General features: G+C 35.3%; 20 protein-coding genes. 19 read left to right on the top strand and 1 reads right to left on the bottom strand.

The window, feature by feature from the left end:
* Window positions 1-11: 11 nt before the first annotated feature.
* Window positions 12-989 (bottom strand): YafY family protein, encoded by a 978-nt coding sequence (locus tag RWM19_RS04260; protein WP_294023125.1) that lies wholly within the window; start codon window positions 987-989, stop codon window positions 12-14.
* A gap of 114 nt (window positions 990-1,103) precedes the next feature.
* Here RWM19_RS04260 and RWM19_RS04255 point away from each other — a divergent pair, with 114 nt between their 5' ends.
* The 19 genes from RWM19_RS04255 to RWM19_RS04165 all read left to right on the top strand — a co-directional run bounded on the left by RWM19_RS04255 (window position 1,104) and on the right by RWM19_RS04165 (window position 17,286).
* A complete protein-coding gene (locus RWM19_RS04255; RefSeq protein ID WP_294023124.1) occupies window positions 1,104-1,793 on the top strand; it encodes a DUF3862 domain-containing protein in 690 nt (229 codons plus the stop codon).
* Between the two features lie 102 nt (window positions 1,794-1,895).
* Entirely contained in the window at window positions 1,896-2,222 is a 327-nt protein-coding gene (locus tag RWM19_RS04250) for an HIRAN domain-containing protein (RefSeq protein WP_313984099.1), read from the top strand.
* A gap of 144 nt (window positions 2,223-2,366) precedes the next feature.
* A complete protein-coding gene (locus tag RWM19_RS04245) occupies window positions 2,367-4,211 on the top strand; it encodes an FAD-binding protein (protein WP_313984096.1) in 1,845 nt (614 codons plus the stop codon).
* Between the two features lie 60 nt (window positions 4,212-4,271).
* Window positions 4,272-5,081, top strand: coding sequence for a Cof-type HAD-IIB family hydrolase (locus tag RWM19_RS04240; RefSeq protein ID WP_294023121.1), 810 nt, complete (start codon window positions 4,272-4,274; stop codon window positions 5,079-5,081).
* A 43-nt stretch (window positions 5,082-5,124) separates the two neighbouring features.
* Window positions 5,125-5,655: a flavin reductase family protein gene (locus RWM19_RS04235; protein ID WP_294023120.1), complete on the top strand. Its 531-nt coding sequence runs from the start codon at window positions 5,125-5,127 to the stop codon at window positions 5,653-5,655.
* Window positions 5,655-5,942, top strand: coding sequence for a hypothetical protein (locus RWM19_RS04230; RefSeq protein WP_294023119.1), 288 nt, complete (start codon window positions 5,655-5,657; stop codon window positions 5,940-5,942). Before RWM19_RS04235 ends, RWM19_RS04230 begins: the two co-directional genes overlap by 1 nt.
* On the top strand, window positions 5,927-6,280 hold the full coding sequence (locus tag RWM19_RS04225) for a tRNA-binding protein (RefSeq protein ID WP_294020223.1): 354 nt from the start codon (window positions 5,927-5,929) through the stop codon (window positions 6,278-6,280). The genes RWM19_RS04230 and RWM19_RS04225 overlap by 16 nt, the downstream gene beginning before the upstream one ends.
* A 261-nt stretch (window positions 6,281-6,541) precedes the next feature.
* Window positions 6,542-7,570 (top strand): ABC transporter substrate-binding protein, encoded by a 1,029-nt coding sequence (locus RWM19_RS04220; protein WP_313984091.1) that lies wholly within the window; start codon window positions 6,542-6,544, stop codon window positions 7,568-7,570.
* Window positions 7,557-8,315, top strand: a complete 759-nt coding sequence (locus tag RWM19_RS04215) for an ABC transporter permease subunit (protein ID WP_313984088.1) — start codon at window positions 7,557-7,559, stop codon at window positions 8,313-8,315. The genes RWM19_RS04220 and RWM19_RS04215 overlap by 14 nt, the downstream gene beginning before the upstream one ends.
* Window positions 8,312-8,899, top strand: a complete 588-nt coding sequence (locus RWM19_RS04210) for an ATP-binding cassette domain-containing protein (protein WP_313984086.1) — start codon at window positions 8,312-8,314, stop codon at window positions 8,897-8,899. The genes RWM19_RS04215 and RWM19_RS04210 overlap by 4 nt, the downstream gene beginning before the upstream one ends.
* Before the next feature lie 31 nt (window positions 8,900-8,930).
* Window positions 8,931-9,242, top strand: coding sequence for a hypothetical protein (locus RWM19_RS04205; protein WP_313984084.1), 312 nt, complete (start codon window positions 8,931-8,933; stop codon window positions 9,240-9,242).
* 12 nt (window positions 9,243-9,254) lie between these two features.
* Window positions 9,255-10,520 carry an amidohydrolase gene (locus tag RWM19_RS04200; protein WP_313984081.1) on the top strand — a complete coding sequence of 422 codons (1,266 nt, stop codon included), beginning with the start codon at window positions 9,255-9,257 and terminating at the stop codon, window positions 10,518-10,520.
* A 108-nt stretch (window positions 10,521-10,628) separates the two neighbouring features.
* Entirely contained in the window at window positions 10,629-11,630 is a 1,002-nt protein-coding gene (locus tag RWM19_RS04195) for a zinc ribbon domain-containing protein (RefSeq protein ID WP_294021002.1), read from the top strand.
* A gap of 105 nt (window positions 11,631-11,735) precedes the next feature.
* Complete coding sequence (locus RWM19_RS04190) at window positions 11,736-12,434, top strand: TIGR02206 family membrane protein (protein WP_313984079.1); 699 nt, start codon at window positions 11,736-11,738, stop codon at window positions 12,432-12,434.
* A gap of 41 nt (window positions 12,435-12,475) precedes the next feature.
* Window positions 12,476-13,474: a DUF6709 family protein gene (locus RWM19_RS04185; RefSeq protein ID WP_313984077.1), complete on the top strand. Its 999-nt coding sequence runs from the start codon at window positions 12,476-12,478 to the stop codon at window positions 13,472-13,474.
* 103 nt (window positions 13,475-13,577) lie between these two features.
* Window positions 13,578-14,936: an MATE family efflux transporter gene (locus tag RWM19_RS04180; protein WP_294023623.1), complete on the top strand. Its 1,359-nt coding sequence runs from the start codon at window positions 13,578-13,580 to the stop codon at window positions 14,934-14,936.
* Window positions 14,937-14,945: 9 nt separating this feature from the next.
* On the top strand, window positions 14,946-15,467 hold the full coding sequence (gene nrdG / locus RWM19_RS04175) for an anaerobic ribonucleoside-triphosphate reductase activating protein (protein WP_294024967.1): 522 nt from the start codon (window positions 14,946-14,948) through the stop codon (window positions 15,465-15,467).
* A gap of 246 nt (window positions 15,468-15,713) precedes the next feature.
* Window positions 15,714-16,598: a DMT family transporter gene (locus RWM19_RS04170; RefSeq protein WP_313984072.1), complete on the top strand. Its 885-nt coding sequence runs from the start codon at window positions 15,714-15,716 to the stop codon at window positions 16,596-16,598.
* Window positions 16,599-16,731: 133 nt separating this feature from the next.
* A complete protein-coding gene (locus tag RWM19_RS04165; protein ID WP_313984069.1) occupies window positions 16,732-17,286 on the top strand; it encodes a DUF3793 family protein in 555 nt (184 codons plus the stop codon).
* Window positions 17,287-17,293: the final 7 nt, after the last annotated feature.

The raw sequence follows: 17,293 nt of genomic DNA, 5'->3' as shown, positions 1-17,293 counted from the left end.
AGCAGATTAGTTTATCTGCTGTATTTTTGAAGTGTGAGTTCTAATTGTTCTTTCATTGTTTTGCGTAAGTTATCTGGCTCAATTATTTCAATTGCTTCCATGAATTGTTGAGCAAGAAAGAGAATGCCTTGTTTATTTACAAGAACACTAGTAATAAATGATTCATCATCTCGTTTTAAAATTTTCATCTCTGTACCGAATATATCAATCATCTGATCCATAATGCGATTTTCGCAACGCAAACGAACATGAAGTTGTTCATCGGAATACATGAATAATTTATTCTTCGCATAGCGATATGCGTCTTGTTCACTTTCCTTCATGAATGGATTCACTTTCTCTGTCGTTATTGAAAGTTTACAGATTTTATCAATACGATAATGAGCAAAACCAGGATGTGTTTTACTTGTTGTAATTAAATAAGGACGACTATCTTGATATACAATGAAACGAGGTTCGACTGTATATACCATTTCTCGCTTTGGAACTAATTTCTTATTTGAATCGTAATGCATGTATACAAATTGAATGACTTTTTTCTTTTGAATAGCTTCGGAAAGCTTCGCAATATTATCGAATAAAAGATCGTTAGGGGATTTTTGCAGATTTGGCATGTAGACTGCATCGTGGTAATCTTTTTGGTCATATTTATTGAGAGTCTTCAATAAGTTTGCAATCAATGCATTGCTTTGTTTGTTAGAGATAAAATGAGAAGCGTGAATAGCATTACATAAAAGTAAGACTTCCCCCTTACTAAATTGACGCTTTTCAAGATAATAGCCTTTCCCATTATCTGAAAACTTATTAATGATATAGCCAGCTTGCTCTAAGATTTCGATGTTTGAATAAAGGGTACGACGTTCAATACTAATACCTGAGCGCATTTCGATATGATCAATGAGTTCGTTTGTTGAAAGAATATGAGATTCATCGGAAAGTTCTTCGAGAATTTGTAGCACAATGAATGGTAAAAATTTCTTTTCTGCCATAACTTTTCTCCTGTTTATTAAATTTTATCATAACTGGCATGTTTTTTGTACACTGTCTATTTTAATCTAGAACCATAGACAGGAGGTGGATTGTATCAGAAGATATAATCCGAAATGAAGATGAAGAAAATTATAAAATTCATTTTAGTAGTAATTGTATTATTTGGTATCACCAAAGTTTTTGGTAAACATGATGACCAAAAACAAAGCGAAGACGCAACAACCGTTACAACTACAGCAGAAACAACATCTACAACAACTCCAAATTCAGAACAAGAAACACCTAAAAATGATACAAAAGAAGAGAAGGTATCTGAAGCTCGCACAAAGTATCAACAAATTGTATTAGGAGATCCAATGTATGGCGGTGAGGGTGGAACATCTTTTGAAGATGTTAAGGCAATCTTAGGGGAACCAGATTCAGTAAGCACGAATAGCTATGGAGATACACAGTCAATGTTTGTGACATGGCATGATTCATCCCTAAAGGGAATTGCTAGTTTTACAGTTTCCTTTACAAATAATCTAGCAACAGGAAAAGGCTATTCGGGTTTTAGTTTGGTAAACCATAATGAAAAAGTTACATTAGATGAATTTAATGCAATTGTTACAGACGGATCGTTCTCTTATGATCAAGCTATTGCACAGTTTGGTCAACCAGATAGTGAGTCAGAATCACTGTTCTACGGTTCCTATTCGAATATCGTCTCTTGGCATAACGCAAATGGAAGCTTTGGTGCTAACTTTGATATTACCTTTAAAGATGGATACGCAACCGGTAAAGGGCAGTACGGAATGAAATAATGTTTACTCCATATCCGCAATGATATGGAGTTTTTCTTATCAGGCAGTTTTTTTGTACCTATGTTTATCTATACTAGAATCATCAACAAAAGGAGCGAACATATGAAAGAAAATGATTTTATAACTATTACCAATATTAAAGAATATATTGAGATGGGAATGATAAAAATAGGTGAAGTATTACATCTAAAGAAAGAACCAGAGAATGCATATGATATGGAAGCTATCCTGGTAGAAGATAAGAATGAAATTCCAATTGGTCATGTTGCGAATTCTGTTAATAGTGTTGCGAAAGGAACGCATTCTGCAGGGTATATTTATCAGAGTTTTAAGGATTCCGTTCTATGTACAGTTAAATTTATATATCATGATATGATCATTGCACAATTACATTCATCACGAGAAGATAACGAAGACATGCATAATTAAATGCATGTTTTTTACATTCTACATATTTTATACAATTATTATGAAAACATACTTGCATGTTTAATAGTCAAATTGATAATATAGTAATTACAAGAGTTGTGTGTTTGATGTAGGAGCGAGACATTTGTCTTACTCGGAGGATATATGAATCATAGAATATTGAATGTGGTGGCTGCCTCATCTGTTCTTTTGAGTGGATGTACTGCTTATTTAAGACCCGCTATCAAACCGGGGATAAAGACTGCAAAGGTAGCTGATGGTACATATGAGGGTAAAGCAGAAGCTTATGCAGTTGATGGTGAGATGAATCTCAGTGTTACATTTCAAGATAATAAAATTGTATCGATTAAAACAATCAATTCGGGCAGTACTGCAAGTATCTATAGAGGAATTGAGGAACGATTATTTCCGCGTATCATCAATACTCAATCGATTAATATTGATGACATAACTGGTGCGACAATATCTAGCATCTCCGCAAAATATATCATTCAGAATATCATTAATGAGAATGGTGGTAATGCGGATGAATGGAAGATGGAGAGTCCAAAGTCGACAGATGTTGTTAAAAAAGATGGCTATGATGTAATTGTGGTCGGTTTAGGTTCTTCAGGTATTTCCTCATATTTAAGTGCGGCTAGTAATGGAGCGGCTGTATTTGGTATGGATTCTGCAGCTAAGATTGGTGGTAATGGTGCGATGTCAGCAGGTGCTATGGCTGTGAATCCACAAGCACAGGTTGCATTGAATGATGGTAATCCTTTTGTAAATGAAGAAGATATGATAGAAGATTGGCTTTCCTATACGGATGGCGATGCCAAAGAAGAAATCATTCGCAAAATCGTTCAAGAATCAGGTAAGACATTTGATTGGTTAGAGACGAATTATGATTTTCATTTTGGTGAAAAGATGTTTGCTTTCTACCATCCAAAATTATGGCCATTATGGACAACCTACACGGATAAATCAGGAACGGATAAAGATACTGCATATATAAACTCTATGAATCAAGCAACTGCTCTAAATTCTAAAAACGAATATATGACAGAGTTGACCGCAAAAGAGTTACTAAAAGATACTGATGGAAAAGTGGTTGGTGTAAAAGCTGTTTCGTATGATGGTACAACCTATGAAATTTATGGAAAGTCTGTAATACTAGCGACTGGTGGCTTTCTTGGTAATGAAGAGATGTGTCAGAAATATACAGGAAGTGTATGGCAAACCTATGGTATGACACAGTGCAATGGCGCAGGGATTCAAATGGCAGAAGCTTCTGGTGGAGTAGTTATGAATCCTGATGCAGGGGTTGAGACACATATTGCACAGATTGCCAATATTATCCGCAGTGATGATGTGAGTGCAGATGACAAAGCAATTCTCACCTCATTACTTTTAGATACTAATGCAGTCATGGTGGATTCTTCAGGTAATCCTTTTAATGAACAAGCAGGAAACAATTTATCGTTTAATGCATGGTTAGCAGGAAAAGAATTTTATACTATTTATAATGCAGAAGAGATTACAAAAATGAAGACGAGTGGTATATCTTCCTTTTATAAACCAACATTTTTATCACAGGGTGGTAGTTATGAAGTGAATACCCCGATTCCAAATATTGAAAATATTCTAGCAATCGGGGAAAAGTATGATGATGTAATAACAGCAGAATCAATTTCTGAATTAGGAAATAAGTTGGGATTTAAATTATTGATTTCTGATGTACATGGTAAAACAACTGGAAAGTTCTATGCTATCAAAGGGGCAGCATATATCTATTCCACAACTGGTGGATTGGATGTAGATGAAAACTTCAACGTATTAACAAAGGAACACGAACCTATTTCAAATGTATATGCGGTTGGAAATGACTCCATGGGCGTGTTATTTGCGTCTAAAAAAGCATATATTACATATGGTGGTGTTGCACAAGGATATGCATTAACTTCTGGACGACTAGCAGGATACAATGCATCAGTGAATACTAAATAAACAAGAGAGCCGAACGGCTCTTTTGTTATGGTAAGATAATATAAACAAAGGAGAATGCCTATGGCACAATATGATATCAAAGCTGTTTTCTTCGATGTGGATGGGACACTTATTTCACATCGTAAACATGCAGTACCTGTTTCTACAATTCGTGTGATTGCACGTTTGCGCAAGCAGGGGATATTAACATTTGTAGCTACCGGTAGACATCCGATTGAACTAAAGAAGTTATTACCGGAAAGTTTGGAATTTGATGCATACCTCTGTTTGAATGGAATGTATTGCTTTAATCATCGTGAAGTCATTAGTACAAAGCCAATTCCACAAGATGATATAAAAGGACTGTTGAAGATATTAGATGAGAATCCATTTCCATGTACATTCATTACACAGGATGAAATGTATATGAACTATGCAAATGATTTGGTGGCGGAAGTGCAGCGAGATATTAGTTCTGATGTATCAAACACTAAGGATATATCAAATGTACTACAGGAAGAAATTCTACAAGTAATTCCTTATGGTCTAGATGATATAGAAATTAGCACCGTATTAGATTATATGCCTCATTGTAAGGCGACTTCTTGGCATAAGCGTGCAAGGGATATTATTGTCAAAGAAGGTGGCAAGGATATTGGTATTCAGGAAATCCTACAGTACTATAATTTAGACTTGTCTCAAATCATGGCTTTTGGTGATGGGGATAATGATGTAAAGATGTTAGAGATTGCAGGCATCGCGGTTGCGATGGGTAATGGAAATGACAATGTGAAAGCTATGGCTGACTATGTAACAGATGATATTGATGAAGATGGTATTATAAAAGCGTTGTATCATTATGGTATCTTTCATGAAACACTCATAAAATAATGATGGATTCTACATTATAATGAAGTAAGAAAGAAGGTGTGAAATGAAGGAAGTAAATTATGCGGATCTAAAATTTCATCCTACAAATATGCTCGCAAATGAATGGATGATTGTATGTGCTGGAAATCAGGAAATGGGATACAATGGTATGACAGTTTCTTGGGGACATTTTGGCTCTATATGGGGATATGATGGAAAACATAATCTTCCTACGATACTTGTATATGTTCGACCTTCTCGTTATACGCTTGGATTTATGGAGAAGGAAGAATACTTTACAGTAAACCTTTTACCACAATCACTAAAGAGAGCTTTGGCGATATTCGGTTCAAAATCAGGTCGTGATTGTGATAAATTTAAAGAGGCAAATGTAACACCAGGATTTACAGATTGTACTACTTATATCGAAGAGTCCAAGTATGTCTTTATATGTAAGAAGTTGTATACAGGTGATTTGAAAGAAGAAGGATTCAGTGTTCCTGCAATCGTAGAGGATTGTTATCCGAATAAAGATTTTCATCGTTTCTTCATTGGAGAAATCGTAAAAGTTTTACAGGCGATAGATGGTGAGTAATGAGTATAGTAATTCATAGCCTATCGATTATACTAATTATTCTTGTTGGTGCTTGGCTAATCTATTATGCAAAATATAAACACGATCCGATGGGCAACCGTATTGATGTAGAAAAGACGCATATGCTTGTAGGTTGTTTGATTGGTGCCGTAATTGGAATTTTATGTGGGATGTATCTGATAGGATCAGCTACCTTAGGGATTGGCCTAGGCATGTTAATAGGAATGATAATTGGTGTTACAGTACCAAAAATAAAGAAGAAGGAGAGAACATGGCAGCAGAAGTAAAAAAGGAAGTTTCATTTGATGTATTTGGACAATTAGATTTTCGTGTAGGTACAATCTTAAAAGTGGAAGATGTAGAGAAATCTACAAAACTAACGAAGTTAACAGTTGATCTTGGTGAGGAAGAACCACGTACAATTGTATGTAGCCTTCGTGAAGTACGTGAAGATTACAAGACTGTTGAAGGAAAACAGGCGTTATTTTTAGTGAATCTTGCGCCAAGAAAAATCATGGGAATTGAATCTCATGGTATGTTAGTAACACTTGGTTATGATGATGGAATTGCGGATACATTATTATTCCCAGAACATTCATTACCAAATGGTACAAGAGCTTCCTAAAAGAATTTCGTATGAATACCGGTGTATATTTGATATACATCGGTATTTTCTTTGATAGATGAAAGTGGCTCAATCATCGCTTTAGTTGAATTTGAGGATATTTAGGAGATAGTCGTGATAAATATAGCGTGAACACTTTAGTGGTATGTTTACTAGATTCGCGTTACAATTGGGAAATAGTAGAGGGAATCATGATTAATGATTCTACTTATATAAGAGAAATTACACATGTTGTGTGATTAACAAGCATAGGGAGAGAATATGAAAAATATCGCAAAGAAACTGTTGACTACTATATTATCTGTAGCACTTTTGGCAGGATGTGCACCAACAACAAAGAAAGAATCATCCACACCGAAAGAAACACCAAAAATAGTTGATCCAGTTGATGTAAACGTAGCAGCTTTAAAGGGACCAACATCAATGGGTATGGTTCAAATGATGAAGGAAAATGACGAAGGTAAGATTACATCCAACAATTATAAGTTTGAAATCTTATCTGCAGTAGATGAAGTTACACCAAAGATTGTAAAGGGAGATGTTGATATTGCGGCAGTTCCTGCAAATCTTGCGTCTGTACTTTATAACAAGATGGAAAAGAATCTACAGGTATTGGCTATCAATACATTGGGTGTTCTATATATCTGTGAAACAGGTGATTCTATCCACTCTGTAGCGGACTTAAAGGGTAAGACGATTTATGCAAGTGGTAAGGGTGCTACTCCAGAGTATGTACTTAATTACATCTTAGAAAAAAATGGCCTTCAAGTAGGAACTGATGTTACGATTGAATGGAAGAGTGAACACGCAGAATGTGTTCAGGCTTTAGCACAAGATCCAAACGCTATCGCAATGTTACCACAACCATTTGTTACTGCAGCTGCAGCTAAGAATGATAAGATTCATGCGGCATTAGACTTAACAAAGGAATGGGATGCAATCCAAAAAGATGAAAAGAATAAGAGTTCATTGATTACTGGTGTTGTAGTAGCGCGTAAAGATTTTGTGGAAGCACACCCAGAAGCGGTTGTGGATTTCTTAGAGAAGTATGAAGCATCTATTAAGTTTGTAAATGAAAATAACGATGAAGCAGCGACAATGATTGAATCATATGATATTATTGCGGCAGCAGTCGCTAAAAAAGCATTACCATTCTGCAACATTACATACATTGCTGGTAAGGAGATGAAAGAAAAACTTTCAGGTTATCTCAGTGTATTAAATGAACAGAATCCAAAGTCAGTCGGTGGCAGCTTACCGGAAGATGATTTCTATTATGGAGCTAACTAAATCAAAGATTAAAATCTGGACTATACTATTCTGGTTTCTTGTATGGCAAGCCATCAGTATGATATTAAATCAGGAGATACTACTGGTATCTCCTTTTACCGTTATTTTACGACTGACAGAATTACTAAAAACAGTGAATTTTTACCAATCTATTGTACGTTCACTTGTGAATATTAGTTTAGGTTTTATAGTAGCGATGATTGTAGGAATTCTGATGGCTATCTTTGCCACAAAGTATAACTGGTTTAAACATTTACTAGCTCCACTTATCTTTACAGTAAAGTCGATTCCTGTCGCTTCCTTTATTATTCTTGTGCTAATTTGGGTGCGATCTGCACAACTGTCAATTGTGATTTCCTTCTTGATGGTTTTTCCGATTTTCTATGAGAATGTGCGAAAAGGGATTGAGATGTGTGACCATCAGCTAATAGAGATGGCAGATGTATTTGAACTATCCAATTTCACACGTATTCGTTATATTTATACTTCAAGTATTCTTCCATACTTCCAAAATGCCTGCTCCTTAGCATTAGGACTTGCATGGAAATCAGGTATAGCAGCCGAAGTTATTGGTTTACCAAAGTTTTCGATTGGTGAACACTTACAACAGGCAAAGGTATATTTTGATACAGCTGATTTATTTGCTTGGACACTTGTTATTATTATTTTAAGTACAGTACTGGAAAAACTTGTGATGACTTTCATACGTCTGTTGATTAAGTATATAGAAACGGAGTGTTTATGATGGATACAATTCAATTACAGAATATTTGTAAAACATTTGATCAACATCCCGTTTTTATAAATTGGAATCAAAACTTTAAAACGGGGATGGTACACGTCCTTAAAGGTCCATCTGGCTGTGGTAAGACAACACTGTTAAGAATGTTAATGGGTTTAGAAATACCAGATTCAGGCACAATCACACCATTACAGAACTATCGTAAAGCAGCGGTGTTTCAAGAAGATAGACTCTGTGAGAATTTAAGTGCCATGCAGAATGTTTTGATGGTAGTAAATAATCAATCTAAGAAAGATTTACTTGATCAATTAAAACAAGATTTTTATCAAGTAGGACTAGATGATATGTTTCAAAAAGTATCTACTTTATCTGGTGGTATGAAGCGCAGAGTTGCAATTCTACGTGCAATGTATGCAAAGGCAGATGTATTATTCTTTGATGAACCACTCAAAGGATTAGATGATACTACTAAAGAAAAAGTCATGCTGTTCATCAAAGAACGAATCAAAGATAAGACTGTCTTTTGGGTAACGCATGACGTAGATGAATATACAGTTTTTGATAAATATCAGCTACATGAATTATAATGAATGTAGCTTTTTATATGAGGATAAAATCATGTTTAGTAAGAAACCGATTTATGTAAAAGTCTATGCAAATCATTGTAGTAAAGCACTACTGTTTCAAAGCGAAGATAAATCAATTCAACCAGGAGATATTGTGATGGTTTCTATGCACGAGAAAGAAGTTCCGGCAATGGTTGTACAAGTTTCTCGTAAGATAAAGAATACAAATATAAATCCAGAGTTTATCTTACGCAAAGCAGGATTCTTTGAAAGAAACAAACTATCTACAGATGTTCGTAATCGTGTGAAGAATGAAGAACTTGCATGGATCGATGAGATTGAATATTGGAATGCGATGGATTAGGAATGAGGCTATATGAAAATAGAGATTAATAAAATCATTGATGCACAACAAGATGAGATGATTGCATTAGGCAAAGAGTTGTTTATGCATCCAGAACTTGGTTATAAAGAATTTGAAACAAAAAAGATGGTTCAAGAAGAACTTGCTAAGTATGGCATTCATGTGGAAGCGGAATATTTTGAGACTGGCTTTCAAGTAAGCATTGGAGAAGGGAAGCCACATATTGGACTAATTGCGGAACTAGATGCAATTCCTGTAGAAGGACATCCATGTTCAAATCCAAAGGACCATGCGGCACATGCATGCGGACATAGTACGCAAGTCACAATTATGGTGAATGCAATCATTGCGTTAAAGAAATCAGGTTTATTAGAGAAAAAAGGAAAAGTAACATTGTTCTTTACACCAGCAGAAGAATATACCGATTTAGACTATCGACGCAAACTCATTCAAGAAGGAAAAATTCAATACATCGGTGGAAAGATGAACATGCTAGAAGCTGGTGTATTTGATGGCTGTGACTGTATTATTCACTTACATGCGATGGGTTCTACATATGCGTATGGCTATGGTTCTTCACTTGCTGGATTTAAATACAAGAAAATTATCTTCAAAGGAAAAGCGTCACATGCAGGGGTATTACCACATTTAGGTATCAATGCGCTCAATGAATTTACATTATTCAATACAGCCTTAGGGATGTTGCGTGAAACCTTTGAAGAAAAGGATATGGTACGTGTTCATGGGATTCTGACAAAGGGTGGAGATACGATTAACAGTGTTCCTTCAGAAGTAATCTATGAATGTTATATTCGTACCTTAAATCAAGATAAATTATTAGAAATTGATCACCAGATTACATCGATGGCACAACATTGTGCTGCCGCATTAGGCGGAAGTGTAGAGTTTGCGGATATGATAGGTTATCTACCATTTACACCAAATCCAGTACTTAGCGAAGTTGCATATCAGAATATCTTGGATTACACAACAGAAGATAAAATCATTGCAAATGAAAGAAGTATTGCAGGTGGTGATGTTGGTGATGTATCCTGTTTCTATCCGATGATTCAGTTTGGATATAATGGTTTTAGTGGTGCAATTCACGGGGTGGATTTTAAGATTGTAGACTCATATAAAGCATTTATAGAACCAGCAAAAATTGTATGTGGATGTATCGTTGATTTATTGGAGAAACCAGAGTTAATTGAACAAATCAAAGTTTCTCATCACAGTATGGATAAAGAAGTATATAAAACATATCTACAAGGAAAATAAATTGAGAGAGAACTGCTATCAAAAGATAGCAATTCTTTTTAAAAAATATTTGACTATTGGTCAAAAATCTATATGATTAAATTGTGAGTAATAAAGGGGGAAATTCAAATGACAGATACAGAAAAGAATGCAAGCATGGTTTGTCCAAAATGTGGTGCGAACTTAAAGATTGAGGCATATAACGATAATTACGATCAAATCGTATGTCCGTATTGTGATTACAAGAGAATTGAACCAAAGAGAAAGTCCACTGCAGAGCAGATGGAACATGAAGAAAACATCGTCTATGCAAAAGAAAAAGGATATTTGCGTGCAAATGATGAAATTGAAGAGATTAAAAAGAGACGTACTCGCAAGAGAATCGGAATTTCGATTAGTATATTATTATTTGCGGTGATTATTTTTAATTTTATTGAAAAGATGAATCGTCCTAAGGTTGATCCATTTTCTAACGTAACCATTGAATGCTCAGGTATTGATGGTAAAGGGAAATGTCAAATGAAATTAGGAGATACCAAAGATGATAAAGGAAAAATCGTTAATACAGGTAAAATCAAATACCAGATTTCTAAAACTGATGAATTCTCAAATGATGATACATTTACAGTGACAGCAGAAAGTGATACATATCAACTTACAGAAAAATCAAAGGTGTATACTGTTAGTGGTCTTGATGAATATCTGAAAAATGTAGATGAACTGAGTCAAGATAATATTGATTTATTTGTTTCAGAAGCTCTAGCAAAACAACCTGATGTTACTAAGAATTCATCTGGTGCTACATTTAACTCCATAAAAGCCAAAAAACTCATCGTTATGTCTAGTGACCAAAATAGTACAGTCTATGTGATTTCTGAAATTAACTATACGTTACAGGATGGTACAAATGTTTCGTATTATCTTTCTACATACTTTAAAAATGTAGTGCTTAGAAAGAACAGTAGTGGTGAATATTCTGTGGCTCATGGAGAATCTATGTATACTGGGAATATGATTAATCTAGTTGGTAGTAGATTCTTTACTGGATATGCAAGCCAAGAGGCAGCTGAAGCAGCAGCTAGAACAACACAAACACCAGATTCAGACTATTCCGCAATTGATATTAAGTAAACGTTATCCATGTGATAACGTTTTTTATACATACATGCATGTATAAAAACCTGTTTCCTATTATGATGATATCTTTGTTATAATAGATTGCAGAGGGTTAACTACATGACATATTTTTTTCGCTATGAACCAGATGGGGTTCATAACATGTCTATCTTCATCATACGAATTGTATTTATAGCGGTTTTGTTATTTGCGCATACGCAAAAACATAATAAAAAATTGTTAAAGATTTCTTTAACACTTGGATTATTCTTACAAGTAGTTTTGTTTTTCTGGTATTCTGGAAACCCAGTTTTATTTATGAAAGAAGGACTACCAATGTATCATTGTCGATTATCCGCAATCATGCTTGCGGCATCTTACTTCTTGAAGAAAGAAAAGTGGATGCGATACTTTGCATGGCTAGGTTTACTTGGCGCAATCATTGCATTCTCATTTCCAGATCCATCTCCATTCCTATGGCCACACATCACCAATATTACGTATATTGGCAGTCATATGTTACTGGGGATGTCTGCAGTCATCATTTTGTGTCAAGAGGAAATTGAACTGAATATAAAAGATATTTTCTTATATACAGTAACGATGAATCTTGTGATTTCTTTTGTGAATCATTTTATGGGGAGTAACTACGGTTATCTAAAAGCTTTACCAAAAATGTTTCCCTTTGATTTTATGCCAATACAGTTATTCTTTATACTTTCTGTACTCATAAGTGTCATAATTATCGTTACAGAAAAGATATATCTGTATATTCATGGAGACCATCATAAAAATGTTGAGGAAGACATCATTATTTAATGGTAAAATAGATAAGTATTATAGTTTAAAGAGGAGATTTTATGGACGATATCAAGCAGGGATTTAGAAGGTATTTTAAAGTAGGAAACCAAGGAATTATTCTTTCTTTGATTGCTTGCATTATTGGTATTGGTTTGATGACATTACCAAGAGTAATGCCAAAGTTGTTAGCAAATAAAAACAGTGCATTGATGTTTAACGCTGATGATAGTAAGCAGGATGGTAAATATACTTACATCGATATTATAGCAATTGATGATTATAGTGCTTATCAAGGTTCAGATTATTACTATGTAGCAGTTGATACAGATCGTTTATTAAACGTCGTTAAGATTGATCAAAGCATCTACAATCAGATGAAGGAACAACAAGCCTACTGGTCAACACGTGGTGATGACACAACTGGAGAGTTAGCACCAAAGCCATATCGCTTATATGGTGTACAGAAGTATTTGTCAGATGAACACATCAACGCTATTGCGGGTGCTTACAATAAAACGAATGCAGAGATGCGTAAGTATGTAGGCTCTTACTACTTCTCTAATGGGGTTGAATCCAATAAGGATACCGTCAGAGTATTATTCTTAGTAGGTATTGTATTTACTATTGGTGGTGCAGTTTCCGCATTTGAATGCAATAAGAAAAACAAGAATATTGAAAAGACAATCGCATACCTTGAAAGTACAGGTAGACTATATGAAGCGTGGAATGAATTACAGACATACTTACAAACGCATAAGGATAGCTATTGTGTCATTCTAGATAACTATGTAGTTTCGAAACAGAACGGTATGATGAGACCATATGAAGATATTCTTTGGGCATATCGTTATGTCATGAGAAGAAACTTCGTTGTCGTAAATCAATACGCATTATGTCGTTTGGTTGATGGTGACAAGATGGAACTGACACCTCCAGGCTTTGGTAAGAAGGGCGCAATTGAGGAAATCTTAAATACAATTGCGATGAAGAATCCTTCTGTTCTATTAGGTTATACAAACGAAAACCAACGTGCATATAATGAAATGACAAAACGTTAAAGAAGATATGTTCTTACAGAAATGTAGGAACATATTTTATTTTTCGCAGAAGATACGCATGAATGGGTATGCTATAATGAAAGCCAAATGAGAGTGGGATTCTATGATTAAAGAGCGTCAATTTTATCAATACTTAGTAGCGATGATGATACCTCTTGTGATTCAAGAGATTATAAATTTCTGTGTACAAATGCTAGATACAGTCATGGTTGGATCTTTGGGGGATGCGGCAGTATCGGCAGTCACCTTGGCAGGACAGCCATATTTTATATTTAATGTCTTTGCGTTTGGCTTGACTTCTGCTGGGGCAGTTATGATTTCTCAATATTGGGGACAGAAGAATATCGAAAAGATCAAACATATCATGAGTGTTATGTTATGGTCAGTTATCGTCGTATCTGTACTATATATGGGAGCTTGTTGGTTATTTCCACGACAAATCATTCATATATTTGCAAGTGATGAAAAGTTAGTAGAACTTGGTGTATCCTATCTTCAAGTAGTTGTTGTTTCATATCTATTGAATGGATTATCCATGTGGTACTTCTCATCATTATCCGCAAAGGAAAATGTTAAAATCAGTGCAGCTGTATATACGGGATCTTTCTTTGTTAATCTAATCTGTAATTTTCTTTTGATTTATGGAAACTTTGGTTTTCCAAAGTTAGGCGTTGTTGGAGCCGCAATTGGTACGATTGTCGCAAGAGCCTTCCAACTTGTATGTGCAAGTATATATGCGCGATATCACGAAAAGGATATTCGATTTGGCTTGCGTGATATTTTCGATTTTGATAAAACAATGATTCCTACTTATTTCCATTTAAGTTTGCCTGTGATTGGGGATGATTTGATTTGGAGTTTGGCGGTATCTACACAGTTAGCCATCATCGGTAGGATGAGTAGTGATTATGTTGCGGCTGCTTCTATTGCGAGTGTTGCCCAACAATTTGTAATGATTCTTGTCTATTCCATGGCGAAAAGTGCTACGATTACTACAGGAAAAGCAGTTGGGCAAGGAAATTATGAGCGCGTTAAACAAATTGGTAGAACATTTTTGGTGTTATCTGCGTTTGTAGGCATCCTTGCGTGTGGAGTTGTACTTTTCATACGTACACCAGTATTATCTCTTTACCCAAATGTAACAGTTGAGACTAAGAATCTTGCGTATCAGTTTATGACTGTTATCGCTGGTATTATGTTATTTACAGGAATTGAAAATACGTCAATTGTAGGGATTTTACGTGGTGCAGGGGATATGCATTATGCATTCCGTATTGATGCCGGTTGTATGTGGTTTATTGGCTTACCAATGGGATTACTTGCGGCCTTTGTTTGGAAATTACCTGTTACGTATGTATATTTCTTCTTGCGCTTCGATATTATTTTCAAAATTATTCTATGTATTCGTCGTATTTTAAAGGGCGAATATATTAAAGACTTTACACGTGACCCTGCATCCTAGGAGGTATTTATGTATTACGGAAATATAAAAGAATATGACATTGCGGATGGTCCGGGGGTGCGTGTATCACTCTTTGTATCGGGTTGTACAAATCGTTGTAAAGGGTGTTTTCAACCACAGACATGGAGTTTCTGTTATGGCAATTTATATACCGAAGAAGTTGAAAATCGTATTCTAGATGCTCTAGGAAGAGAGTATATACAAGGGCTAACACTTCTTGGTGGAGAACCATTTGAACCAGAGAATCAGGTAGAGCTTGTCAAACTTCTTCGTAAAGTAAAACAGCGCTATCCAGAAAAAGATTTATGGAGCTATACAGGCTTTGTCTATGAACGTGACCTTGTAAAGGGTGGAAGAAGATACACTGAAGTTACTGATGAAATGTTGGACTTATTAGATGTTTTGATTGATGGACCATTTATGTGGCAGAAGAAGAATCTTCGCCTGATGTATCGTGGCTCAGAAAATCAACGTGTGATTGATCTTAAGAAAACCCGCAAAGAGGGGAAAGTTGTATTACTAATTGAATGAGAGTGGAAAAAAGAATTCCATTCTCATTTTTACATGGTATAGTAATGATTGCGTGGCCGTAAAAGATTAGATAAATTCGCCATGCATGTACTAAAATGTTGTATTTGGAAATAAAATATAAAAGGATTTTATCTAGATGATGTAGATAAAATAGCAGTATTCTTTGATGGTTATCTATGTTCAAGAGTACAGCGCATCTTTCAAAGGACAACGAAATATCGCATTCTGAAGAAAGAGGAGTAGATTATGAAGAATAAGAACATCTTAGGACATTTACAGATTATCGTGTCCTCATCACTGTTTGGCTTAATGCCGTTGTTTACAAAGATGGCATATAGCTATGGCGCAACCCCAATTACAGTTGCGTTCTGTCGTTGTTTCTATGCGACAATCATTCTTGCACTAATATTGCCACTCATGAAGAAAAATATCTTCTCGATTGAGCGTGCACAAATAATTCCAATGTTGAAAATTGCGATTCCATTTGGGTTAATTCCTGTTGCGCTATTTAATGCCTATACACATTTGGATTCGGGTATGGCAACGATTCTGTTTTATACACATCCAATCTTTGTTATGTTATTGTCAATTCTGATGTACCATGCATTTCCATCTAAGAAACAAATACTATGTATGGTTTTATGTTTAGCAGGTATTGTCCTATTAAACGCAATTCAAGGGGAAGTTAAGATTGTTGGTGTAGCTATCGCAATTCTTGCAGGATTTATCTATAGCGTCTATGTAATTGCTTGTGATCAAAAGGGGATTGATAAAATCGATCCAACTGTACTATCCTTCTGGATTAACTTCTTTGCGTCCATTGCGGTAGGTGTCATTGGCATCGCTAGTGGTCAGCTGATGATTGTTACAGAACCGATGGGACAGGTATCTATGTTTATCCTTGCGTTAGTGGTGTCTGTTATTGCGGTCTTACTATTCCAACATGGTGTATTAATTACTGGTGGTTTAAAGGCTTCGCTACTTAGTACATTTGAACCACTCACAAGTTTATTTATCGGTGTGATTGTATTCCATGAGTTATTAACAGTACGTCAATGGATTGGAATTGTACTCGTCCTTGTATCTGTTATTCTACTTGTCATACCATTTGGAGCGAAAAAAGAAAGCTAAATTTATAGGGAGATACACATCTTGTATTTCCTTTTTATAGTGCGTTTTGAAAGCGAATAATATTAGTTGACGAGCAAAACGAAAAGTATTATATTTAACTTAGTTAGTTTAGTGTAACTAACTACTGAAAATTATGCCGGAAGAACTCATTGTAGAACATTGTGCACCGACATTAGCTGGTGTCAAAACAGGGAACCTTTTTAACTGTGGTTATTCTTGTAAAGAACAGTTAATGAAACAGATTGCGGAAATCAATCATCGCTTCAGGAATTGTGATCTTAGAATGACTGTCCTTAGTTATCCAAAGGATCGAGCACTTATATATCTGTATCGACCAACATGGTTGGCAACAGATTTATCGAAAGAAGATGTTATTTCGATTCTGAAAGAAAGAGGGTATCCTATTGAAGATATGTCTGCATGTATTGATGTATTAAGTCAACGCATTCAATCATCAGGGCAGCGTGCATTCCCGCATGAAATTGGATGTTTCTTGGGGTATCCAGCAGAAGATGTTCGAGGTTTTATTGAGGATAGTAAACCTTGTAAACTTGTCGGAACTTGGAAAGTTTATGGCAATGAAGAGATGGCAAAACATCTATTCCAAATATATGAGAAATGCACATATGCATATTTGGAACATTTTGAAAAAGGAATGTCTTTAGAGCAGTTAGTTAGATTTGTCTAAATTAAAG

Source organism: uncultured Solobacterium sp. (assembly GCF_963517755.1).
GTDB lineage: Bacteria > Bacillota_I > Bacilli_A > Erysipelotrichales > Erysipelotrichaceae > Bulleidia.
This window is presented reverse-complemented; position numbering and strand designations above follow the sequence as displayed.

Excerpts from the sequence above, each read along its gene's own strand:
- RWM19_RS04260 (WP_294023125.1), bottom strand. The coding sequence starts at position 989 with ATGGCAGAAAAGAAATTTTTACCATTCATTGTGCTACAAATTCTCGAA.
- RWM19_RS04255 (WP_294023124.1), top strand. The coding sequence starts at position 1,104 with ATGAAGATGAAGAAAATTATAAAATTCATTTTAGTAGTAATTGTATTA.
- RWM19_RS04250 (WP_313984099.1), top strand. The coding sequence starts at position 1,896 with ATGAAAGAAAATGATTTTATAACTATTACCAATATTAAAGAATATATT.
- RWM19_RS04245 (WP_313984096.1), top strand. The coding sequence starts at position 2,367 with ATGAATCATAGAATATTGAATGTGGTGGCTGCCTCATCTGTTCTTTTG.
- RWM19_RS04240 (WP_294023121.1), top strand. The coding sequence starts at position 4,272 with ATGGCACAATATGATATCAAAGCTGTTTTCTTCGATGTGGATGGGACA.
- RWM19_RS04235 (WP_294023120.1), top strand. The coding sequence starts at position 5,125 with ATGAAGGAAGTAAATTATGCGGATCTAAAATTTCATCCTACAAATATG.
- RWM19_RS04230 (WP_294023119.1), top strand. The coding sequence starts at position 5,655 with ATGAGTATAGTAATTCATAGCCTATCGATTATACTAATTATTCTTGTT.
- RWM19_RS04225 (WP_294020223.1), top strand. The coding sequence starts at position 5,927 with ATGGCAGCAGAAGTAAAAAAGGAAGTTTCATTTGATGTATTTGGACAA.
- RWM19_RS04220 (WP_313984091.1), top strand. The coding sequence starts at position 6,542 with ATGAAAAATATCGCAAAGAAACTGTTGACTACTATATTATCTGTAGCA.
- RWM19_RS04215 (WP_313984088.1), top strand. The coding sequence starts at position 7,557 with ATGGAGCTAACTAAATCAAAGATTAAAATCTGGACTATACTATTCTGG.
- RWM19_RS04210 (WP_313984086.1), top strand. The coding sequence starts at position 8,312 with ATGATGGATACAATTCAATTACAGAATATTTGTAAAACATTTGATCAA.
- RWM19_RS04205 (WP_313984084.1), top strand. The coding sequence starts at position 8,931 with ATGTTTAGTAAGAAACCGATTTATGTAAAAGTCTATGCAAATCATTGT.
- RWM19_RS04200 (WP_313984081.1), top strand. The coding sequence starts at position 9,255 with ATGAAAATAGAGATTAATAAAATCATTGATGCACAACAAGATGAGATG.
- RWM19_RS04195 (WP_294021002.1), top strand. The coding sequence starts at position 10,629 with ATGACAGATACAGAAAAGAATGCAAGCATGGTTTGTCCAAAATGTGGT.
- RWM19_RS04190 (WP_313984079.1), top strand. The coding sequence starts at position 11,736 with ATGACATATTTTTTTCGCTATGAACCAGATGGGGTTCATAACATGTCT.
- RWM19_RS04185 (WP_313984077.1), top strand. The coding sequence starts at position 12,476 with ATGGACGATATCAAGCAGGGATTTAGAAGGTATTTTAAAGTAGGAAAC.
- RWM19_RS04180 (WP_294023623.1), top strand. The coding sequence starts at position 13,578 with ATGATTAAAGAGCGTCAATTTTATCAATACTTAGTAGCGATGATGATA.
- nrdG (WP_294024967.1), top strand. The coding sequence starts at position 14,946 with ATGTATTACGGAAATATAAAAGAATATGACATTGCGGATGGTCCGGGG.
- RWM19_RS04170 (WP_313984072.1), top strand. The coding sequence starts at position 15,714 with ATGAAGAATAAGAACATCTTAGGACATTTACAGATTATCGTGTCCTCA.
- RWM19_RS04165 (WP_313984069.1), top strand. The coding sequence starts at position 16,732 with ATGCCGGAAGAACTCATTGTAGAACATTGTGCACCGACATTAGCTGGT.